Origin of the sequence: Mesorhizobium argentiipisi (SeqCode), from assembly GCF_037179585.1 — a bacterium.
Taxonomy (GTDB): Bacteria; Pseudomonadota; Alphaproteobacteria; order Rhizobiales; family Rhizobiaceae; genus Mesorhizobium; species Mesorhizobium argentiipisi.
On record NZ_JAPYKO010000091.1, the window covers coordinates 1 to 519 of the forward strand.

1 protein-coding gene is annotated in these 519 nt (G+C 65.3%); it reads left to right on the forward strand.

The features are described 5' to 3' along the window. A partial coding sequence (locus O7A05_RS34065; protein WP_337097792.1) for a DUF899 family protein occupies positions 1-519 on the forward strand: 519 nt, incomplete at both ends.

The window sequence follows — 519 nt, forward strand, 5'->3', positions numbered from 1 at the left end:
CCCGACTACAAGGCCGGGTGCCCGTCCTGCTCCTCGATCGCGGACGGGTTCAACGGGATCGTCGTCCATCTTGAGAACCACGATGTCGCCTTCTCGGCGGTATCGCGTGCGTCGCTTGCAAAACTGCAGGCGTTCAAGCAGCGGATGGGCTGGACCTTTCCCTGGGCCTCCTCGAATGACGGCGAGTTCAACCGCGACTTCAGCGTGTGGTTCACCGAGGAGGAACAGCGAAACGGGACGATAGAATACAACTTCCGCCGCGAACCGCCGGCGCCGGAGCCACTTGCCGGCAAGACCGTTCAGGAGTGGCGCGGCAACGAGGGGCCGGCTGCCCAAATCGCGGCCATGACCGGCACCGACGTTCCCACCTATACGCGCGACAGGCCGGGGGTCAGCGCCTTCGTGCTCGACGACGGCGTCGTCTACCACACCTATTCCAGCTATGCGCGCGGACTGGACGGGCTTTGGGGCGTGTACCAGTGGCTCGATCGGGCGCCTCTCGGGCGCAACGAGCACGGT